The organism is Brytella acorum (assembly GCF_029309905.1).
Classification (GTDB): domain Bacteria; phylum Pseudomonadota; class Alphaproteobacteria; order Acetobacterales; family Acetobacteraceae; genus Brytella; species Brytella acorum.
The window spans coordinates 57140-73905 of the sequence record NZ_JARBJP010000001.1; the positions used below are offsets into that span (position 1 = coordinate 57140).

General features: G+C 63.4%; 12 protein-coding genes. 9 read left to right on the top strand and 3 right to left on the bottom strand.

Features of this window, described 5'->3' with window-relative positions; all coding sequences use genetic code 11:
• Window positions 1-65: 65 nt before the first annotated feature.
• Window positions 66-1451, bottom strand: coding sequence for an Nramp family divalent metal transporter (locus PWM43_RS00290; RefSeq protein ID WP_289840576.1), 1386 nt, complete (start codon window positions 1449-1451; stop codon window positions 66-68).
• 176 nt (window positions 1452-1627) lie between these two features.
• On the opposite strand from PWM43_RS00290, the gene mntR reads away from it, so the two are divergent.
• The 5 genes from mntR (at window position 1628) to PWM43_RS00315 (ending at window position 7107) form a co-directional block, all read left to right on the top strand.
• Complete coding sequence (gene mntR / locus PWM43_RS00295; protein ID WP_289840577.1) at window positions 1628-2083, top strand: manganese-binding transcriptional regulator MntR; 456 nt, start codon at window positions 1628-1630, stop codon at window positions 2081-2083.
• Between the two features lie 278 nt (window positions 2084-2361).
• Complete coding sequence (locus PWM43_RS00300; protein WP_289840578.1) at window positions 2362-2619, top strand: hypothetical protein; 258 nt, start codon at window positions 2362-2364, stop codon at window positions 2617-2619.
• Window positions 2620-2622: 3 nt separating this feature from the next.
• On the top strand, window positions 2623-3672 hold the full coding sequence (gene mdtN, locus PWM43_RS00305) for a multidrug transporter subunit MdtN (RefSeq protein WP_289840579.1): 1050 nt from the start codon (window positions 2623-2625) through the stop codon (window positions 3670-3672).
• 4 nt (window positions 3673-3676) lie between these two features.
• Window positions 3677-5473, top strand: coding sequence for an FUSC family protein (locus PWM43_RS00310; RefSeq protein ID WP_289840580.1), 1797 nt, complete (start codon window positions 3677-3679; stop codon window positions 5471-5473).
• On the top strand, window positions 5470-7107 hold the full coding sequence (locus tag PWM43_RS00315) for a TolC family protein (protein WP_289840581.1): 1638 nt from the start codon (window positions 5470-5472) through the stop codon (window positions 7105-7107). Before PWM43_RS00310 ends, PWM43_RS00315 begins: the two co-directional genes overlap by 4 nt.
• A 134-nt stretch (window positions 7108-7241) precedes the next feature.
• Here the strand turns inward: PWM43_RS00315 and PWM43_RS00320 are convergent, their stop codons facing one another.
• Together PWM43_RS00320 and PWM43_RS00325 are read right to left on the bottom strand one after the other, a co-directional pair.
• Window positions 7242-8450 (bottom strand): sensor histidine kinase, encoded by a 1209-nt coding sequence (locus tag PWM43_RS00320; RefSeq protein WP_289840582.1) that lies wholly within the window; start codon window positions 8448-8450, stop codon window positions 7242-7244.
• Window positions 8450-9661 (bottom strand): sigma-54-dependent transcriptional regulator, encoded by a 1212-nt coding sequence (locus PWM43_RS00325; protein WP_289840583.1) that lies wholly within the window; start codon window positions 9659-9661, stop codon window positions 8450-8452. The genes PWM43_RS00320 and PWM43_RS00325 overlap by 1 nt, the downstream gene beginning before the upstream one ends.
• A gap of 191 nt (window positions 9662-9852) precedes the next feature.
• On the opposite strand from PWM43_RS00325, the gene PWM43_RS00330 reads away from it, so the two are divergent.
• Genes PWM43_RS00330 through PWM43_RS00345 form a run of 4 tightly spaced genes read left to right on the top strand, consistent with a single transcriptional unit; the run spans window position 9853 to window position 16764 of the window.
• Window positions 9853-11175, top strand: a complete 1323-nt coding sequence (locus PWM43_RS00330; RefSeq protein ID WP_289840584.1) for an efflux RND transporter periplasmic adaptor subunit — start codon at window positions 9853-9855, stop codon at window positions 11173-11175.
• A gap of 23 nt (window positions 11176-11198) precedes the next feature.
• Window positions 11199-11882: an ABC transporter ATP-binding protein gene (locus PWM43_RS00335; protein WP_289840585.1), complete on the top strand. Its 684-nt coding sequence runs from the start codon at window positions 11199-11201 to the stop codon at window positions 11880-11882.
• A 26-nt stretch (window positions 11883-11908) separates the two neighbouring features.
• Window positions 11909-14335, top strand: coding sequence for an ABC transporter permease (locus tag PWM43_RS00340; protein ID WP_289840586.1), 2427 nt, complete (start codon window positions 11909-11911; stop codon window positions 14333-14335).
• 5 nt (window positions 14336-14340) lie between these two features.
• On the top strand, window positions 14341-16764 hold the full coding sequence (locus PWM43_RS00345) for an ABC transporter permease (RefSeq protein ID WP_289840587.1): 2424 nt from the start codon (window positions 14341-14343) through the stop codon (window positions 16762-16764).
• Window positions 16765-16766: the final 2 nt, after the last annotated feature.

Below are 16766 nucleotides of genomic sequence, written 5' to 3' on the forward strand. Positions count from 1 at the left end.
CTGTCGATGATGCGCCGGCGACGATGCGCCGGTTCAGAGGATGACGGAGATCGGACGGATACGCTTCAGGCCGCGAAACTGTCGTAAAGCAACTTGAAATTCAGGATCAGGATGATCCCCGCGACGCCCCAGGACAGGGCGACGAGGGGACGCGGGATCGTAAACGGCCCCATGGTGTTCCGGTTGGACACGAACATGATCAGGGGGATGACGGCAAATGGCAGTTGCATGGACAGAATGACCTGACTGGCCATGAGCAGTTGACCTACGCCCCTGTCGCCGTACAGCCCCGTCACGACGATCACGGGCAGAATGGCGAGGCCGCGCGTAATCAGGCGGCGCGCCCAGTGTGGCAGGTGCAGGTCCAGAAAGCCCTCCATCACGATCTGACCGGCAAGCGTGCCCGTGACGGTGGAATTCGTGCCCGCCGCCAGCAGGGCGAGCGCAAACAGGGTCGAGGCGATTCCAAGTCCAAGGACGGGCGAGAGCAGACGGTAGGCATCCTCGATTTCCGCGACGTCCTGATGACCGGTCATGTGGAACGCTGCTGCCGCGACGATGAGAATGGCGGCATTGATGAAAAGGGCGAGCATGAGCGCGATCGTGCTGTCCCATGTCGCCCATCTTATGGCTTCGCGCTTTCCGCTTTCGTTGCGCTCGAAAGCGCGCGTCTGCACGATGGAGGAATGCAGATAGAGATTATGGGGCATGACCGTGGCCCCGATGATGCCGATGGCGATGTAGAGCATGTGACTGTTGGTCACGATCTCGGCGGACGGCACCAGACCGTGCAGAATGCCCGCGAGTGGTGGGGCTGCGGCTACAAGTTGCACGCCAAAACACAGGGCGATCACGCTCAGAAGCCCGATGATGAACGCTTCCAGGTAGCGGAAACCCCGGTTCATGAGGAAGAGCACGATCAGCGCGTCGAGGCTCGAAATGATGGCGCCTTCCATGAGCGGGATATGGAACAGCAGCTGGAGCGCCACGGCGGTGCCGATCACTTCCGCCAGATCGCACGCGATGATGGCGAGTTCGCACGCAAACCACAGGACATAGTTGAGGACGGGCGGGAAATGGCTGCGGCAGGCCTGTGCGAGATCCTGGCCCGTGGCGATGCCAAGCCTGGCGGAAAGCGCCTGAAGCAGAATGGCCATCAGGTTGGAGATGAGGATGACGGAAAGCAGCGTGTACCCGAACTGCGCTCCGCCTTGCAGATCCGTCGCCCAGTTACCGGGGTCCATATAGCCGACGGACACCATGTAACCCGGCCCGACATAGGCGAGGAAACGTCGGATCCAGGGCGTGCCGTCCTTGGGAACGGTGACACTCGCAAACACGTCCGGCAGACTGCGCCTTGCCGCGTGAGGCTCCGAAGCCGACGGGCGTGCCGCGACATCGTCGTGCGACAATATTTCAGGTTCGGAGGGGCGCCTGTATGCGTCGGGCATGATGGAGTCATACAAGCCGCTCCCGGGAAAGTATGCAATAGGCTATACTCATAAGCACACACAAAAATGCGTGACGGAGCGCTGGTCCTAACGGGAGGAATGATTTATTCGCATCAGAATACTGTGTCCCAGAAAAGGATCCTTCCCTTTTGCGTCCAGAGAAATGGTCCGTTCGTATGCCCGACGCCCAGGCTCAGTCCGAAAGTTTCAGGGCCAATCGCGTGGCGCGCAGCAATGTGCTCGTTGAAGATTACGTGGAACTGATTTCCGACCTCCTCGCGGAAGGGCAGGAAGCGCGGCAGGTCGATATCGCGGCGCGTCTCGGTGTTTCACAGCCGACTGTGGCCAAGATGCTGGCCCGTCTGGTGTCCGAAGGTCTGGTGACGCAGAAGCCCTATCGCGGCGCGTTTCTCACCGAGGCCGGGCAAAGGCTGGCGGATGACACGCGTGCGCGTCATAGGATCGTCGAGGCGTTTCTGCGGGCGCTCGGGATCAGCGAGGAGAGTGTGCTCATCGACGCCGAGGGCATGGAGCATTATGTCGGTGAGGAAACCCTGGCCAGTTTCCAGCGCGCTCTGGATGGCGGTCTTGCGGATTTCATGGCGCCCCTGCGTCGAGCATCCGGCGGCTGAGCCGGAAGGGTGGGGCGAACGCCGGTCGGCGGAAAACGGCGCTGAGATATGGCCGGGTTTTGCTTGTAAGCCCCGCGAGCCTTGACGCGCCGGGCGTCGATATCTTGCGCGCTCGAAAGAGCCGTGCGAGATGTCGCCATCTCCCGGTGACCGTCATGTCGTAAATTCCGGCAGAACAAGAGCGTGTTTCTCTTGAAGAGGACGGATACGGTGCCTGTCATGGTCGAATCTTCAAACGGTGGCGCGCAATGATGTCCATACGGGCCGGAAAGCCCCACGTGCTCGGACGCGCTGCGGGGATCGCTCCGGCTTTCGCGCTCGGCGGCTGTACCCAGGCTCCTGTGATCCCGCTCTTTGGCGCCTATTTCCCTGGCTGGCTGCTATGTGCGCTCGTGGGCGTGGTCGCCGCCGTCCTCATCCGGTTCCTTTGCATCCTGTGCGGTCTTGATGCGATCCTGTCCTTCCGGCTGTTTACCTATCTCGCGGCCGGGACGGTCATCGCCCTGGTGCTCTGGTCCGTCGTTTTCGGTCCCTGACGTATGGACAAGGTCAGCACGGCGCGCCGTCGCCCCGTTGGAAAAATCATTGCCATCGTCTGCATCGGCGTTGCGATCCTCTATGGCGTCCACGTGGCGCGGGTCGACCATGCCCATCCTTCGACGGATGACGGGAGCCTCGACGCCGAGGTCGTTCACGTGGCGTCCACCGTCGGCGGTCGGCTGATCGATCTGCGGGTCGATCTCAACCAGCATGTCAGGCGCGGCGATCTGCTGTACAGGCTCGATCCCCGCCCTTACGAACTCGTCGTCGCCCAGGCCGCCGCCAATCTCGCTTTGGCCGAGGCCGAAGTCGCCAACCAGCAGCGGGCCGTCGGCGTCAAGGAAGCGAATGTGGTCGCCGCGTCGCAAGGCGTCCTGCGGGCGAGGGCGGACCGGGATCTGGCCGCGCGAACGGTCGATCGCCTGCGTCCGCTTTCCGCCAGCCATTACATTCCGCTCCAGGAATACGACACGGCGCAGACGGCGCTTCATAACGCCGAAACGGCGCTCGTGCAGGCGCAACAGGCGAGCGCGGCGGCGCAGATCGCCGTCGGCGACCTGAACAGTTCCCTCGCGGCCCGGGACGCGGCGCACGCAGCGCTGGATCATGCGCGCTACGAGCTGGAACAGACCACGGTTTACGCGAGCCAGGATGGCTACGTCACGAGCCTACATGTCAAAACAGGCGAGATCCTCGCGCCTTCACAGGCCCTGTTCACGCTCATTGCCGACGACCAGTGGTATGCCGTGGGGAATTTCCGCGAGAACGATCTCCACACGATCCGGATCGGAGACTGTGCGACGGTCTATTCGATGATCGACCGGCACACGCCGATCCAGGGCGTGGTGCGCAGCATCGGCCGGGGCGTCGCCTCTCTCGATTCAGCGGATCTCGCGCGCGGTCTGCCGATCGTCGCGCGTGAGATGGACTGGGTGCATGTCGCCCAGCGCTTCCCCGTCCGCGTCGAACTCGACCATCAGCATCCGGATCTGCTGCGCGTGGGCGCGACGACCAGCATCGCGGTGGGAAGTGGCCCGGCGTGCCGCTGAGCCCATGACGACCAGTCTCGTTCCCTATGCGCTGCGCGACACCAGCCTGCGTCGGATCGCCCATCTGCTCGACGCACGCACGCCAGGGCGTCTGGGGTATGCCCTGCGCATCACGGCGGCATGCACGCTCGTCGCCCTGATCGGCGAGATCTGGCAGGTGCCGGATCAGGCGGTGCTTGCGGTGGTGACGCTCGCGGTCTGGCAGAAGGATCGGGTGACGAACGTGGCGGCCGGGGTCGCGCTGAGTCTTCTGATCGGCGTGCTCGTCGCGCTGCTGTTCGCGCTCGTCTACCTGACGCTCGACAATCCGCCGCTTCTGGCGGCCTCCGTCGCGGTCCTGTCGTTCGGCTTCTTCTTCCTGGGGTCGGCCAGCAAGCTGAAGCCGCTTGCCTATCTTCTGGGGCTGGTCGTGGTGTACGGCCTGATCGCCATTGACGATGTGCCGTCCGGGGAAATCATCACCCGTGCCTTGCTCTACGTCACCCTGTTTCTGCTGATTCCGGGCGCCGTCCTCATCGGGCTGGGCCTGCTGATCTGCCCGTCGCCCCGAACACTGCTTTGTCACGACATCGCGGCCCGTCTGCGGATCAGCGCCCGGCTGCTCCGGGACGCGCCCGGTTCGGATCGCGAGCAGGCGGCGGCCCTGGCTGGAGACGGCGATGCCGCGATGCTGAAATATGCCGCGCTGGCCGCCAAAGAAAAGCTCTGGCAACCTGAAGACCTGGCCCGCCTGGCCCAGGCGGCCCGATCAAGCGTCGCCATCCTCGTCGTCGCCATGGATGACTGCAACGAACGTCAGGCGGCTGACCCGATTTCCGTCGAACTGGCGCGCCTCCTCGACGAAGCCGCGGATATTTTCGACGCCGGGGATTGTCCGCAGCCCATTGCGCCGCCGAGTGTTGCGGATGAAGGGAAGCTGTCCGTCATCTCGGATCTCATGCGTCATTTGACCGAGCCTCTTCCCGACACACCGGCAAAAGATCCCGGCGAGAAACCCTCGGGGTTCTTCGCCCCCGATGCGTTCAGCAATCCTGTTCACGTCCGCTATGCCGTTAAGGGAACGGCATCGGTGATGCTGGCCTATTTCTGTTTCAAGATCACCGACTGGAGCGGCATCCACACCATCATCATCACCTGTTTCATCGTGGCCCAGGCGACGATGGGGGAAATGATCGCCAAGCTCTCACTGCGCATCGCCGGTGCGGTGACGGGCGGTCTGATCGCGATCGTGTCGATCGTCTTCATCGTTCCCCATCTGCACGACGTGACGGGATTTCTGGGACTCGTGGCGGCGACGACCCTTCTGGCCGCGTGGGTCAAAGCTGGCGATGCGCGCATCTCCTATGCCGGTCTTCAGATCGGTCTGGCGTTCTTCCTGACCATGCTCAAGGATTACGGGCCGGTCACCGACATGGAAACCGCAAGAGACCGCATGGTCGGGATCATCGCCGGAAATCTCATCACCTATGCGATGTTCACGAGCTTCTGGCCGGTCAGCGCCTATGGGGACATTCCCGGCAGGCTGCGGCAGGTGCGGGCGGCCTTGCGCGCCCTGACGGATGCGGTCGGGCTGCGACAGCGCACGTGTCGCGTGGGTGCAGCCCTGCACGCGGTTGATGACGCGGAGCGCAGCATCGGCTTCGCGCAGATGGAGCCGCATCATCTGCGCGCGGAAATGACCGATCTGGGAATCTACGCCTCTCTCGTGAAGCAGGCCTCGGCGGATATCGGAACGCTCATGTCGGAACCTGGAAGACACAGGGCGGTAGCCCTCGAAGCGCTGGAAGCTCTGCCCCGATGAGAGCCTGGACCTTCGCGGCGTCACTGACGCTCCTCCTCTCCGGTTGCGCCACCGACGCCCTGCAGACCGCACCCGCCCGTCCGGACCAGCCTTGGAAGCCCCATGTCGCCGCCAACGGAGTCTTGCTGCCGGGCCGTGCGACGCCTGAAAAGATGTCACCAGGCTTGCGACTGCCTGCGGGATTTGAACTGCCCGCCAACCAGGAACTCCGCCCTCGTCCTCCGGCATCGGAGGTGCGACCGGACCATGATTACGATCTGCTCGAACTGATCGACCTCGCCGAGACTTCGAATCCGACGACACGGCGCGCATGGGATGCCGCGCGGGATGCCGCGCTGGCAGTGGGCATCGCGCGATCGAGTTACCTGCCGACTCTCACGGCGTCGGTCGTGGGCGGTTATACGTCCAGCAACCAGAACGGCAACAGCGTGCGGATCAACGGAGCCGGTTCGCTGGAATCGCAGATCAATGCCGGGCTGAAGGCGATCAGTGATCATCTGAACAACCGGTCCGGCGGACAATCCGGTACCGGCGAGGTCCAGACGCTCGGCATTCAGTGGCTGCTCTTCGATTTCGGAAACCGTGAAGCCCGGATCAACGCGGCGCAACAGGCGCAGATCGCGAGCAACGTTCTGTTCAATGGGGCCCATCAGAAAGTCATCTATGAGGTGTCCATCGCGTTCTATCGGCATGCTGCCGCCGTGGCGCGTCTGGCGCTCGAACGCGCGGCGCTGGCTGATTCCCGCAAGGTGGAAGCGGCGGCGGAAGAGCGTCTGCGCCACGGCCACGGGACGGTGCAGGACGCAGCCCAGGCCCGGCAGATGACGGCGCAGGGCGCGTTGCGGGTGGTTCAGGGCGAAGGCGAAATCGAGGACAGCAACCTGGCCCTCATGACCACCGCGGGCCTCTCGCCTCTGACGCATTTGCGGACGGCTTCCGTATCCGGACGTCCGCTGAATGACGGTGATCTGCGCCTCACGGACAGGCTGGTCCGGCAGGCGGTCGCGCGGCGACCCGATGTGCTGGCGGCTTATGCGAACGTCCGGGCGGCCACCGCGAACGTCCAGGCCGCGCATAGCGACTTTCTGCCCAAAGTCTTCGTTACGGGCAACGTGGCCTACAGTACCGGCAATCTCGCCCTCTCTTCCGTACCCGGCATCGGCCAGAACTCCAGCCCGACCTTGAATCTGTCGTCGGACCGCTTCAGCAGCCTCATCCTCGGAGGCATCACCGTGCCGGTCTTCGACGGCGGGTTGCGGAGCGCGCTCCTGAAACAGGCCGAGAACCGGGCGGACGCCGCCCATGCGACGTTGCGGCAGACCATCGATGAATCCGTCCGTCAGGTCGTGGCCGCGCAGAACGCCCTTCACACCGCCTATACGGCCTTCGCCACGGCGTCGGCCCTCGTTGCCGCCAGTGAAACGAGTTTCCAGGCGGCCTGGAGCGCGTATCGCTCGGGCGCCGGTTCGGTCACGCAGGCGACGATCGCCGCCAATGGACTGGCGCAGGCCCGGATCAGCCAGTCGGACGCCTATCACGCGGCTCTTGCCGCCGCGGCGAGCCTGGCTTTTGCGACGGGGGCGATCGGCACTACGGGCGACGTCTCGGCCCGCTTTAACGATATGGAGGAGTAGATGGCCGCCGCATCCCTCTTTTGATGCGAAAGGGTGGGTGATGCGAAACGGCGGGGAAAATTGGCCCGGATGGGCTTCGGCGGTTCGGATGAAGAACGCACAGGGCGATTTCCGGCGCCGTGATCGACGGGATTTTACAACCGCATGGAAAAGGACGTGCGCCACGGCCGGTCCGGCATGGGCGCATCCAGCGTCAGGGTTCCTCCATGCGCCAGAACGATCTGGCGGGCGAGACTGAGCCCGATGCCGTTTCCTCCCGCCTTCAGGGAGAAAAAGGGGCGAAAAATCGTTTCGTGGTGTTCCGGAGCGATGCCGTCGCCATTGTCCCGCACAGCGATGTGAAGGCCAGACGACGAGCCGTCTCCATGGAGCCAGACATGCGCCTGTGCGGCGGTTCCCGTCAGGGCGGCCTCGGCCGCATTGTTGAGGAGGTTCATGAGGGCGTGCTCGAGTTGCACGGGGTCGATCCGCATCATGATCCGTGTGGTCGGCTGATCGATCTCGAGCATGACCCGCGCGCCCCAGCGCGCTTCGAAAAGGCCTGACGCGTTCTGGAATATTTCATCGAGGCTGATGCGCTGTCGTTCCGGGGAGGGTAGTCTGGCCAGACGGCGATACCCCTGAATGAAACGATTCAGTCCCTTGGCGCGGCGCAGAATTGTGTCGAGGGCGCCGATAACGACGTTGCGGGTTTCTTCGTCGGAGGCGGCTTGCGCGAGATCGTGAGCCGTTTCCGCCAGAGAAATGACCGGCGTCAGGGAATTCATGATTTCATGGCTGAGAATCTGGAGCATTTCCCGAAGCGCTTCGGCATTCGCGGCGTTGAGTTCGGCATCGATGTCCGTCAGCGCGATGAATTGCGCGATTCCGCCGATGCCCGACCCGCTGGCGGTTGAAAGCGCATAGGATCGCGGGATCGCACTGTCGGTGGCGAGGCGCAGCACCCGGCGCTCCGGATCGAGCCCCGCCATGACGGCATCGTTCAGGGAGCGGGGCGGGTCGCGCAGTCGGTCTTCCGTGCGAAACAGGCGGCGTGCCGCGCGATTGGCCGCATGAAAAGCGCCGTCACCCGTCTGGTAGAGCAGGGGCACAGGCGCGTGGTCGAGGAGCGCCCGGTTACGATATTTTTCCCGGTCTGCCGGGCGCACGTTCGAGACTTCAATCCGCTTCTGCCGACGTGCAAGCTCGCTGAAACGCCACAGGATGCCCGCGCTCGAAGTCGCGATCGCCAGCAAAAGCAGCGTGGTCGTGGCGTAATAATCGTGCCGGAAGGCGGACGGAGCGAGCATCGACGCCACGACGATCATCGAAAGAGCGGGGGCCGTCTGCCAGACCGGACGCATCAGAGACCGTGACGCGCCATGCGTCGGTAAAGGGCCGGACGGGTCAATCCAAGCTCGCGCGCCGCGCGGGTGACGTTGAAGCCATGTCTGCGCAACGTCGTCTCGATGAGACTTCGCTCGGCATCTTCCAGCGTGCCGGGTGCCAGCGTACCGGGTACCAGCGTGCCGGGAGACAATGTCCCGGGAACCAGCGCGGCGGTATCGTTGACTTCGTCCCTCAGGACGAACCGCTCCATGACCTGACGCAGCTCGCGCACGTTCTGCGGCCAGGGGCGGGCGGCCAGAGCCGAGAGATGATCGTCGTCGAGAGCCGGCTCCGGATAGCCATGTCTGGCGGCAAAATACCGCAGGAAATGTCTGGCGAGGGCGACGATATCCTCCTCGCGCCCCTCAAGCGGCGGCAGGGCGATATGGATGGTGCCGATGTGCAGTTGCAGGGCGGGATGAAACTTCGTCGGGTCGCTCTCGATGCTGCCGGTAAGGGCGATGATGCGCGGCGCGGTGGCGCTGTCCAGCCGATCGGCGAGGGCGCGCTGCAAGGGGGGTGTCAGGCGCTCGATGCCATCGATCACCCAGACGTCGCCGCCCTGCGGGAGTGCCTCGCAGCTTTCACCATCGATGGAGAGGGACGAAACGTCGTCAGTTGCATGGGCGCATATGCGACGGGCCAGAAGGCTTTTGCCTGTGCCGGTCGGGCCGGAAATGAGGATATGGGCGCGCGTCGTCGCCACGCGATCCGCTTTTTCGAGAAGTCGCCGCATGAAATCGGAGCCGCAAAGAAACGGCTGCTCACCGTGGATTTCCGAAGGCGCGCCGCGACGGTTCTGGAGGGTGTTCTGCAAAAGCGTGATCAGGCGTTCGTTGCTCCACGGCTTCATGACGAAATCCGCCGCTCCGGCGCGAATGGCGGCGACCGCGATCGATACGCCACTGTGACCCGTCACGACGATGACCGGAACGTGCGGTCGCAGGGCCAGAAGCTCCTTGAGCAGCGCCAGTCCCTCCGCGCCGCTCGTGGCGCCGGGCGCGTAGTTCAGGTCGAGAAGGACGAGATCGACGTTCTGCGCGGTGATCCGCGTGAGGGCTTCCGGCGCGTTATGGGCGGCCAGGACATGAAAACCCCGTCGGGTGAGAAGCAGCCGCGCGGCGGACTGGATATCGATGTCGTCGTCGACGAAGAGAAGGGTCGGGCCGGAAGGCGAATCGGTCATGGACGGGCGCCGTAAATCATTGCGATTTGGATCAGAAAGGGATTGACAGCCGAGCCTGTGGTGTCCGTTTCCGGACACTGTGATCGAACACGGACGGAGTGAGAGGTATTCCGAAAAAACATCTATATTTTTCAATAAGATAAATTCTAGTGAAAATATCATACACTGTTTTCCAGTGAGGAAGACAGACGATGGACAGACCCGTTACCCAACCCGCCACCCTGCCCCCCGCGGGACGCCAGATTTCCGGTTCCGGCATGGATCGCGCTGTCGCGCTGTCGCGCGCCACGCTCATCCGGCGGCGCGCGCTGCGCTTCGGTGGCCCCGCGGCGTTCATCCTGCTGGCATGCGTCATCTGGAAAATGGTTCCGGCGTCGGGAACGCTCTCCGTCCAGAAAGATCAGGTGACGATCGAAACGGTACGGTCGGCCCCGTTTCTGGATTATCTTCCGGTGAGAGCGACGGTCGCGCCGCTCAACGTCACCTTCGTGGATGCCATCCAAGGTGGCGAGGTGCTGGAGGTTGTCGCCCATGACGGCGCGCTGGTGGCCAAGGGGGATGTTCTTGTTCGCCTGACCAACCCTCAGCTTCAGCTCGACGTCACCTCGCGCGAAGCCCAGATTGCCAGCCAGCTTGGCGCCGTCAGCGCGCAACGTCTCACGCTCCAGCAGAGTCGCACCGCCGAGGAAAGCCAGCTGGGCGAGGCGCGCTATAATCTGCTGAAGGCCCAGCGCGAACTTGAAATCCACGGCCAGCTTCAGGGGCAGGGATTTGAATCCGACGCTAATCTGCGCAGCTTCCGTGACGAAGCGGATTATTACGCCCGCAGCGTCAAGCGCCTCACCGAGGCCCACAAGCTGGATGTCGCCGTCGCCGAAAAGCAGGGCGAGGAAATCGATCAGGAAGCGCAACGCCTGCGCAACAATCTGGCTGTCGTGGAAGACAGCCTCAACGCGCTGATCCTGCGTTCGCCGCTTGACGGCCGTCTGACCAATTTCGATCCGCAGCCCGGCCAGTCGCTCAAGGCGGGCGACAAGATCGGCCAGATCGACAGCGAGGGGAAATATCGTCTCGACGCCGATATCGATGAATTCTATCTCGGGCGGGTGGCTATCGGAGAACGCGCGCAGGCCGATATCGGGGACGTGAAAATTCCCATGACGGTGGCGCGCGTGCATCCGCAGGTCACGAACGGGCAATTCCGCGCCGAACTGACCTTCGATCGTGAGCCGCCGAAGGGCCTGCGACGCGGCGAGAGCGTCGATGTCCGCATCACGCTCGGCGAAACGCATACCGCTCTGGTGCTACCGAATGGAGCGTGGCTTGAAGCCAGTGGCGGATCGTCCGCATTCGTCGCGACGGCGGATGGACGGGCGGCGGACCGCGTGACGATCGTTTCGGGCCGGCGCAACCCCGAACAGGTGGAGATCACCGGCGGTCTGCACGACGGGGATCGGGTGATCGTCTCGTCTTACAATTCCTTCAAGAATTTCAATCATCTCTCCATCCACTGACGCCCCGTGAAAGATCCTGTTCCATGCTGATCGAACTCAACCACATTCAGCGCCTGTACCGCTCCGACGAAGTCGAGACGACCGCGCTGCACGATATCGAACTCGGGATCGGCAGCGGCGAATTCGTCGCGATCATGGGGCCGTCGGGATGCGGAAAATCCACGCTGCTCAATATTCTGGGCACGATCGACCGACCGACGCACGGCGCCTATATCTTCGGCGAGCAGGATCTGACCAAACTCAACGAAGCCGCGCTGGCCGCGTTCCGGCGGGAAAATCTCGGCTATGTTTTCCAGAGCTTCAACCTCATTGACGAACTCACGATCGAGGAGAACATCGAACTCGCGCTGATCTATCGGAACATGCCCAAAAGCGAGCGTCGCGAGCGCGTCGCCCAGGCCATGGACCGCGTCAGCATCGGACATCGCGCGCGTCATTATCCGTCGCAGCTTTCGGGCGGTCAGCAGCAGCGCGCCGCCATCGCACGCGCGATCGTCGGACAGCCGCGCCTGATCCTCGCCGACGAGCCGACGGGTAATCTCGATACCGAAAACGGCGCGCAGGTCATGGATATTCTTCAGGGCCTGAACGACGAGGGCGCGACGATCATCATGGTCACGCATTCTCCGAGCCATGCGGATCTTGCCAAACGCCGCGTGGACATGCTCGACGGCCAGATCGTCGTTTCGGTGCGTAACGCCATCTGACGCCGTGGCGCAGGAAAGGACCGGATATGCCCTCGCTTTTCTCGGATTTCTGGCGTCTCGTGACCCGTTACCGCCTTTACACGGCGCTGAACGTGATCGGACTGGCGCTCGGTATCGCGACGTTCCTGACACTCGCTCTGGTCGCGCGTTACGAACTGGGGTGGGAACGATGGTACCCGGGGGCCTCGTCAATCTACCAGCTTCAGGCGGATATCCGCCTCAACGGAAGCACCATGCACGCGGAGTCCCTGACGCCCCTGCTCTTGCCGGGTGTGAAGGCGCGGATCCCCGGCCTTGTCGCCGCGCGGCTGGAAGCCGCGAAGGCCAATGTGGCCATCGACGGGTCGCACACGGGTCAGGAAGAGGTCGTCACTTTCGCCGATCCGTCCTTTTTCGATGTTTTCCGCCTCGGATTTCAGAACGGGGACGGAGACACCGCTTTGCGGGGAACGTCGAACATCGTCCTGTCGGACAGCATGGCGCGAAAATATTTCGGTGGCACGTCGGCGATGGGAAAAATACTTACCGTCAGGCGTGAAGGCCATACGCGCAATTACGTTGTCACCGGTGTCCTCGCCCCGCATCCCTCCAACACGAAAATTCAGTCGGAGTTTGTCCTTCCCCTGCCGGAAGTGGCCGCCGAGCGGCCCTGCGCCGAACAATGGGGCTATTTCTGCGCCGAAACCTATGTCGTTCTGCCGCATCCTGGGGACGTCTCCTCCTTTTCTTCCACGGCGCATGATGTTTTCACAACCTCGCTCTCTGGTCAGAAAGGGACGGGTAATTTTGCCAGCGGGACGAAACTCATTCTCGACCCGCTGCAAGCCACCCGTTTCGACAGGGAAGGTCGTGCCGCCGACGGATCGAGCCGGGGGGCGATCGTCGCTCTGGCCATCATCGGCGGCCTGGCGGTACTCGCGGCCGCTCTGAATTACGTCAATCTGGCCACGGCGCAGGCACTCGGCCGCGCGCGGGAGATCGCCGTTCGCAAGGTTCTGGGAGCTTCAAGGGGACGGCTGATCATGCGTTTTCTCGGCGAAGCGCAGGTTCTTGCGTTTTTCGCGGGGCTACTCGGACTGGCTCTGACCGAACTTGCCGTGCCGTTCATGGCGTCCCTCTCCGGCTGGCCGGTCGAAATCGATTATCGATGGAGTCTGCCGGTCCTGTTTGGGGTCGTCCTGTTTCTCGGCGGCGCGGCAGGGGCCTATCCGGCGTTTCTCCTGTCGTCATTTGCACCGGCTCCCGTTCTGGCGGCGTCCCGGATGCCCGCGCAGGGACGCTTCGGTTCGCGCCTGCGCATGGTTCTCGTAGGCAGCCAGTTCGTCTTTGCAACGACGGTCGGCATCTGCACGCTCGTCGTGAATGCCCAGGCTCTGCATCTGCGCGATATTTCGCGTGGCATGAATGTGCGCGACCTGCTCCTGCTTTCGACGGATCGGCATGATGAGACAGACAATCGCGCGCCGGAGATTCTGGATCGCCTGCGCGCGATGCCGGGCGTGGAGGCGGCCAGCGCTTCGGCCGGCTGGCTGGATGGCGCGCATGAGGTGCGGACCATCGCGCCCGTCGGGAAGTCCGATGCTTCGTTCATTGTGACGGCCTCATCGGTCGACGGCGGATTTTTTCAGACCTATGGCATCCCCCTTCTGGCCGGGCGCCTACCGGATTTCAGACGGGGAGAGGACGTGGAGCGCTCGGAGCGTCACCAGATCGCCCGTAATATCGTGATCAATCTGACGGCGGCTCACAGGCTGGGCTTCCGGGATGCTCGATCGGCGGTCGGGCAGACCTTCAGTTCCGGAAATCAGCCCGAGGACCTGAAAACCATTATCGGCGTCGTGGCTGACGTCACTGATATCAATGGGCATTTCGCACCCTCGCCAACCGTCTATATTCTTCACGATAGCCGTTTTGGCGGCGTCGTGATTGCCATGCGGACCGCTCATGGTGCGCTGCCTGGGGTGCTGTCTCAGCTTCGCACCGAATGGCCGACCCTCATGCAGGGCTTTCCTTTCGCACCGATCGCCATGACGTCCATGATCGACGAGGCGACCCGCGAGGATGTCGCGCGCGGGAAGCTGTTCGCCATCGGCGCGGGCGTCGCCATCGCCATCGCCTGTCTCGGCCTTTACGGGCTCGCGGCCTTCAACGCCGAGCGCCGGATGCATGAGGTTGGCATTCGCAAGACACTGGGCGCCACGACAGGGCAGATCATGCGCCTTATGCTGGCCCAGTTTTTGCGCCCCGTCCTCTACGCAAGCCTCATAGCCTGGCCGCTGGCATGGGTGTTTGCGCGCACCTGGCTCGCGGGTTTTGAAAACCGGATCGCACTGACACCCCTGTATTTCGTCCTCACCACGCTACTGGCTGCGGCTCTCTGCGCGCTGACGGTTTTCGGCCGCACGATCGGCCTGGCGCGCGCCGAGCCGTCCCGCGCTCTGAGAGCGGAGTGAACGCCATGAATGTTTCCATGATCGTCGCGGCTTTCCTGCGCCAGATGCGCAGGCACCGGCTCTATACCGTGATCAACGTCATCGGCCTGGCGCTCGGCCTCGCGACCTGTGTGACGCTCGGGCTGATCGTGCGCTACGAGTTCAGTTACGACCAGTGGATACCGGACGCGGACAACATCTATCGTCTGGGCGAAGTGGAAATGATCGGCGGCAGGCCCAGCGAACGCTCGCAGGCGCCCTTCGCCCTTTTCGACCCTCTGAAGGCGGCTTTTCCCGGCATTTCGCACATGACGCGAGCGCGGCCTGCCGCCGTGACCGTCATCACGGCGTCGGACGTACTCTCCGTGGATGCGACCTTTGTCGATCCAGACTTTCTCCAGACCCTTCCTTATCCGCTCCTGTATGGCGATGCGCGCACGGCCCTGTCCCGACCGGGCCAGATCATTCTCTCCGAGGAGAAAGCGCGCGCCTATTTCCATACCACGGATGCCGTCGGCCAGAAGCTGACGGTCGATCACGACGGACATAAGACCGACCTGCTCGTCACAGGTGTCCTGCGCGCACTTCCCGCCAATACGACCCTCCAGCCCGAGATGCTGATTCCTCTGGATTCCCCCATGCTCGGCTCGGAGGTGTTCACCCAGTGGGGGATGGTGGGGGGCTATCTCTTCCTGCATGTCGATAATCCGTCCGAGGCGCGAGGCATCCAGGCTGGAATGGCCGGGTTTATCGCGGCCCACACGCCCGAGGAGGTCAGGAAAGCCGGTGCGCTGCGGGATCTGCGCCTGCGCGCGCTGCCGTCCCTGCATTTCCTCGATGGCGAAATCGGCGATAGCACCGCAAGCCGCAACGCGGTCCTCGCGCTCGGGTTGATCGGCCTGCTGGCGCTGCTTTCCGCCGTCATCAACACGGTCAACCTCTCGACGGCGCGCGGCCTGTTGAGGGCGCGTGAAGTCGCGATGCGCAAGACGCTCGGCGCGTCGCGTCGCGATCTCGTCGTGCAATTTCTCGGCGAGGCCATACTCCTGGCAGGGTGTGCTGCCGTCCCGGCGCTGGCGCTCGTCGAAGTGGCTCTTCCGGCGATCAACGCGCTTGGAGGCTGGGGGGCCACGGTGTCCTATCCGCTGGTGCTATCGGGCATGCTGACGCTTATCGTGCTCGTGGGTGTGCTGGCGGGCGCGTATCCTGCTGTGTGGCTCTCGGCTTATGATCCCGCCAGAGTGCTCGCGGGATCGCGCATGCCGAATATGGGGCGCATGGGGAGCCGCCTCCGTCTCATGCTCGTCATCGTGCAGTTCAGTTTCGCGATCGGACTCAGTGTCTCGGCCCTGGTGGTTTTGCGCCAGTCCGCTTTCGTGCGCGATCTCGACCGGGGATTTCAGCGGAATGGCCTGCTCTTCACGCCTGTCATCGACGACGTGGGAACGCCCTCGGCGCGCGTGGCCCTGATGGATGAGTTCCGGCGTGTGCGAGGTGTGACAGCCGTATCCGATTTCTATTCCATGCCCGGTGGTAATGGTTTCTCTACCACCGATTATTTCGCGCCGGTCGGAGCGCCGGAACAGCATGCTTACATGCAGTGGCAGGACACCGGGCGTGATTATTTCGCCCTGTTCGGCCTTCGCCTCCTCGCCGGGCGCATGTTCGACGACGTGCATGGCGAGGACGACCGGCTCCACGAAAGCGCCGAGCATTCCGTAGTGATCGACGAAAGCGGTGCCCGGGCCTTGGGGTTTGTGACGCCGCAGGCCGCGCTCGGGCAGGTTTTCCGTAAGGAGCATGGACGTTCGACGATCTTTCGGGTGGTCGGCGTCGTCAACGACGTGCGACTCGGATCGGCGCGCGACGCTGTGCGGCCTTCGGTTTATTTCCATACCGGCCAGCCTGTTCGTTTCATGAGTGCGGGTGTTCGTTTCGAAGGGCGCTCGGAACGCGAGGTGGAAGGCGACTTGCGTACGATCTGGCACCGCATGGCGCCCGATGTCGCGTTCAGGCCGCTGCGGGCGACGGACCTTCTGTCGGAGGATTATCGCGACGACGAGAAACATGGCCAGCTTCTCGCGATGGGGGCGGGCGTTGCGATCTTCATAGCCCTTATGGGAATGTATGCGCTGTCGTCGTTCACGGTGGCGCGCCGCATGTTCGAGGTTGGCATCCGCAAGACGCTGGGGGCCACGACGGGACGCGTTCTGGGCCTGTTGATGGGACAGTTCCTGCGGCCCGTGCTGGGTGCGGGCGTCATCGGCTGCGTGCTCGCCTGGATGGCGATGAGAAGCTGGCTTTCGGGCTTCGATGCGCGGATCGCGCTTTCCCCCGCTTATTTCGTCGGTGTTGTGGTCACGGCCGCGCTCGTTGCGGCGCTCACCGTCCTTTTCCAGACCCTGCGCGTCGCGCGGGCCGAACCGGCCCGCGCCCTGAGAGCGGAGTGAAC

Excerpts from the sequence above, each read along its gene's own strand:
- PWM43_RS00290 (WP_289840576.1), bottom strand. The coding sequence starts at position 1,451 with ATGCCCGACGCATACAGGCGCCCCTCCGAACCTGAAATATTGTCGCAC.
- mntR (WP_289840577.1), top strand. The coding sequence starts at position 1,628 with ATGCCCGACGCCCAGGCTCAGTCCGAAAGTTTCAGGGCCAATCGCGTG.
- mdtN (WP_289840579.1), top strand. The coding sequence starts at position 2,623 with ATGGACAAGGTCAGCACGGCGCGCCGTCGCCCCGTTGGAAAAATCATT.
- PWM43_RS00310 (WP_289840580.1), top strand. The coding sequence starts at position 3,677 with ATGACGACCAGTCTCGTTCCCTATGCGCTGCGCGACACCAGCCTGCGT.
- PWM43_RS00315 (WP_289840581.1), top strand. The coding sequence starts at position 5,470 with ATGAGAGCCTGGACCTTCGCGGCGTCACTGACGCTCCTCCTCTCCGGT.
- PWM43_RS00320 (WP_289840582.1), bottom strand. The coding sequence starts at position 8,450 with ATGCGTCCGGTCTGGCAGACGGCCCCCGCTCTTTCGATGATCGTCGTG.
- PWM43_RS00325 (WP_289840583.1), bottom strand. The coding sequence starts at position 9,661 with ATGACCGATTCGCCTTCCGGCCCGACCCTTCTCTTCGTCGACGACGAC.
- PWM43_RS00330 (WP_289840584.1), top strand. The coding sequence starts at position 9,853 with ATGGACAGACCCGTTACCCAACCCGCCACCCTGCCCCCCGCGGGACGC.
- PWM43_RS00335 (WP_289840585.1), top strand. The coding sequence starts at position 11,199 with ATGCTGATCGAACTCAACCACATTCAGCGCCTGTACCGCTCCGACGAA.
- PWM43_RS00340 (WP_289840586.1), top strand. The coding sequence starts at position 11,909 with ATGCCCTCGCTTTTCTCGGATTTCTGGCGTCTCGTGACCCGTTACCGC.
- PWM43_RS00345 (WP_289840587.1), top strand. The coding sequence starts at position 14,341 with ATGAATGTTTCCATGATCGTCGCGGCTTTCCTGCGCCAGATGCGCAGG.